Origin of the sequence: Cupriavidus lacunae, assembly GCF_003353055.1 — a bacterium.
GTDB classification, from domain to species: domain Bacteria; phylum Pseudomonadota; class Gammaproteobacteria; order Burkholderiales; family Burkholderiaceae; genus Cupriavidus; species Cupriavidus lacunae.
In genome coordinates, this window is sequence record NZ_QKWJ01000194.1 from 1 (window position 1) to 3,473 (window position 3,473).

The window sequence follows — 3,473 nt, forward strand, 5'->3', positions numbered from 1 at the left end:
CAGGCCGCGCAGCGGACCGCGTGGCTGGTGAAGGTGAGGTCAGTCAGCATCATCTCGCTCCGCCTAGGAGGCCGGTCGCGCTGGGCTGGTGGCGACGGTGAACTTCAAGGCGCTGTCCTCGACCAGGCCCGCGCGCAAGCGCTCCACGTCCTTCTCGTAAGCGTGGTCGACGATCCATGGTCCGCGCGTTCCCCCGCGCGGGAATGTTCCCATGCCGCGCTGGACGTATCCGGCCTTCAGGTTATTGGCTGTAACACGTGTCATATCCGGGTCGTCGAGCACCGGCTCGACGGTGCGATAGCCGTGCGCGTCCATATGGTCGAGCAACCGGCAGAAGTATTCGCAGGCAAGGTCTACCTTGAGCGTCCAAGAGATGTTGGTGTAGCCGAGGGCGAACGCGAAGTTCGGCACCCCGGAGAGCATCACGGCCTTGTAGAACGTGGTGTCCGGGATGTTCACCCGCTGTCCGTCGACGCTCAGTTGGATTTTGCCGAACGGCAACATGTTGAGCCCGGTCGCGGTCACGACGATGTCAGCGGCCAGTTCCTGCCCCGACTCGAGCTTGATACCGGATGCGGTAAAGCGGTCGATCCGGTCGGTAACGACCGATGCCCGTCCCGATTTGATCGCCTTGAACAGGTCGCCGTTGGGTACGAAGCACAGCCGCTGTTCCCACGGGTTGTAGCGCGGGGAAAAGTGCGTGTCGCTGTCGAAGCGTTTGGGCAACTGTAACCGCACGAGGGCGAGGAGCAGCCAACGCGTGAGCCTGGGGAAGCGTCGGCAGGCTTTGAAGATGCCGCGGGCCAGCAGGATGTTCTTTCGCCGCACGATCCGCGACGCGCGCTTGGGGCCGAGCACCTTGTTCAGGAAGTTGGCGATCACGTCCTCGGCTGGAATGGCGAGGATGTAGCTCGGCGAACGCTGCAACATCGTGATGTGCGACGCCTTGTCGGCCATTGCGGGAGTCAGCGTCACGGCGGTCGCGCCGCTGCCGATTACGACCACCCGCTTGCCGGCGTAGTCCAGATCCTCGGGCCAATGCTGCGGGTGGATCACCTGCCCAGTGAACTCATCGACAGCGGCGAAATCGGGCGTGAAGCCTGACTCATAGTCGTAGTAGCCGGTGCCGAGGAACAGGAATCGCGACGTGAACTGGGTCTGCTCGCCGGTGCTGGAGTGCTCAGCGGTGATGGTCCAGTGCGCCGTCGACGAGGAGAACTCGGCCGCGAGCACCTTATAGCCGAATCGGATGTGCGGGTCGATGACGTTCTCGGTGACGGTCTCCCGGAGGTAGTCCAGAATGAGGTTCCGGTCGGCAATCGCCTTGCGGTGTGTCCACGGTTTGAAGCTGTAGCCGAAGGTCGGCATGTCCGAGTCCGAGCGGATGCCCGGGTACTTGAACAGGTCCCACGTGCCGCCAATCGAGTCGCGCCCTTCCAGGATCGCGAACGTCGAGCCGGGTCGGCGGGCCTTGAGGTGGCAGGCCGCGCCGATTCCCGAGATGCCAGCGCCGACGATAAGCACGTCGAAGTGTGTCCCGTCGCTCATGGAGTCTCCCGCCACCCAAAACCAAAACCTGACTCGAATCAAGTTTAGCGATTGCGGCAGTGGTATGAGGTGCGAGACCACTTTGGCATCGCTTAGCATGCTCGCGGCCCATGCCCCAGTCATGCCCGGCTGCGCCTGATGCGGCATGTCGCAGCGTCCGCAAAAGTCCCCCTTGTAACCCCCAGTCCCTTCGCTACGATGATTGCAGACTCCTGCCAGCCATGGCAACGAGATATCTGACGGAGGCCACTATGGCCGGGGAGCACGAAGCAGTCACGCCAGCCACGGCGGACATGGTCCGCATCGGATCCTCGGCCGCCCTGCGTGATGACGGCATCCTGCCCGCCCGGGCAGAAGGCGTGGACATCGTCGTGCTGCGCCACGGCGCAAGTCTCCGCGCGTTCCAGGGCCACTGCCCGCACCGTGGCACTTTGCTGGCCGAAGGCGCCATCAGCAACGGCGTCCTGACCTGCCGCGGACACGGATGGCGTTTCGACTGCGGCACAGGCGCCAACGTTGACCAGCCGGGGATCTGCCTGAAGCGCTTCGAGTGCGCCGTCGAAGGCGACGATGTGTTGGTCGACCGCACTCAGGTCCTGGCCTGGAAGCGTCAGACCGACGATTGCGGCGGCGTGCAGTCCACCACCCCTGCACGGCCGCTGGAACAGCTCCCGGGCCCCGCCGGTCTCCCGTGGCTAGGCAACCTTCTCCAGCTCCACCACTCCCGCATGCACTCCGAGCTGGAGCAATGGTGTGCAGCGTTCGGCCCGATCTACCGCATCAACCTGGCGCGGCTTCCCGCCATCGTGGTAGCGGACGGCGAATGGATCGACAGGATCCTCCACGACCGCCCCGAAACCTTTCGCCGTGCACGCGCCGTCGAAGCACTGACCCGCGAGGTCGGCGACGTAAGTGTTTTCGCGGCCGAAGGCGAGACCTGGCGGAGACACCGTCGCCCTGTCGCCCAGGCACTGGACGCACGCCATCTGCGGGACTTCTTTCCAACCCTTGCCGGCGTCACCCGCAGGCTGAAGAGGCGATGGGAACAGGCGGCGGCCGATGGACTGCCGGTTCACGTGCAGCAGGACCTGAAGCGGTATGCCGTCGATGTCACCGCCAGCCTGGCCTTTGGTCATGACACGAACACGCTGGAGGGCGAAGGCGGCCCCGTGCAGCAGCACCTGGAACGCATCCTCCCGATGTTCGACCGCCGCCTGAATGCCCTCTTCCCCTACTGGCACTACGTCAGGCTGCCAGCGGACCGCGCCTACGACAAGGCAGTGCAGGCGCTACGCAAGTTCATCGGCGAGATGATCGTAGCGGCGCGCGAGCGGCTGGCGCAAGCGCCCGATCTGGCCGCACACCCGCGCAACTTTCTCGAGGCCATGGTCGCCGCACAGGCTGCGGATGACGCGCCGCTGAGCGATGAGGAGCTGATTGCCGACAGCGTCACCATGCTGCTTGCAGGGGAAGACACCACGGCCAACACCATCTCCTGGATCCTGTATTTCATGTGCATCCACCCGGACGTCCAACGCAGAATGCAGGAAGAAGCCGCCGAGGTGCTGGGCACAACCGACGTGCTTGCAGATATCCACGAAGCTTCGCGGCTGGTCTACCTGGATGCAGTGGTGCATGAATCGCTGCGACTCAAGCCTGTTGCGCCGCTGCTCCATCTCGAATCGAACCGCGACGTGGAGATCGCGGGATTTGTGGTTCCCCGGGGAACGCTGGTGTTGCTGTTGACCCGTCCCAATGTACTTCGGGACAACAGCTTCGCCGCAGCGCTGGAATTCCGCCCTGAGCGCTGGCTGGAAAGCTCCGCGGCTGCGCACCACCGCAGCGGCTTCGTGCCATTCGGCTCCGGGCCGCGCCTGTGCCCGGGCCGCAGCCTGGCGCTGCTCGAAGCGAAGGCTGCGCTGTCG

The 3,473-nt window shown here is 64.6% G+C and carries 2 protein-coding genes; one reads left to right on the forward strand and one right to left on the reverse strand.

Going from position 1 to position 3,473, the window contains the following annotated elements; genetic code table 11:
• Positions 1-63 precede the first annotated feature (63 nt).
• The gene (locus tag DN412_RS42475; protein WP_115216943.1) at positions 64-1,548 is read right to left on the reverse strand and encodes a flavin-containing monooxygenase; all 1,485 of its coding nucleotides are present in this window, start codon (positions 1,546-1,548) and stop codon (positions 64-66) included.
• A 251-nt stretch (positions 1,549-1,799) separates the two neighbouring features.
• Here DN412_RS42475 and DN412_RS42480 point away from each other — a divergent pair.
• A partial coding sequence (locus tag DN412_RS42480; protein WP_115216944.1) for a cytochrome P450 occupies positions 1,800-3,473 on the forward strand: 1,674 nt, incomplete at its 3' end.

What these genes read in the sequence shown, in the direction of transcription:
- DN412_RS42475 (WP_115216943.1), bottom strand. Translation starts at nt 1,548, where the DNA reads ATGAGCGACGGGACACACTTCGACGTGCTTATCGTCGGCGCTGGCATC.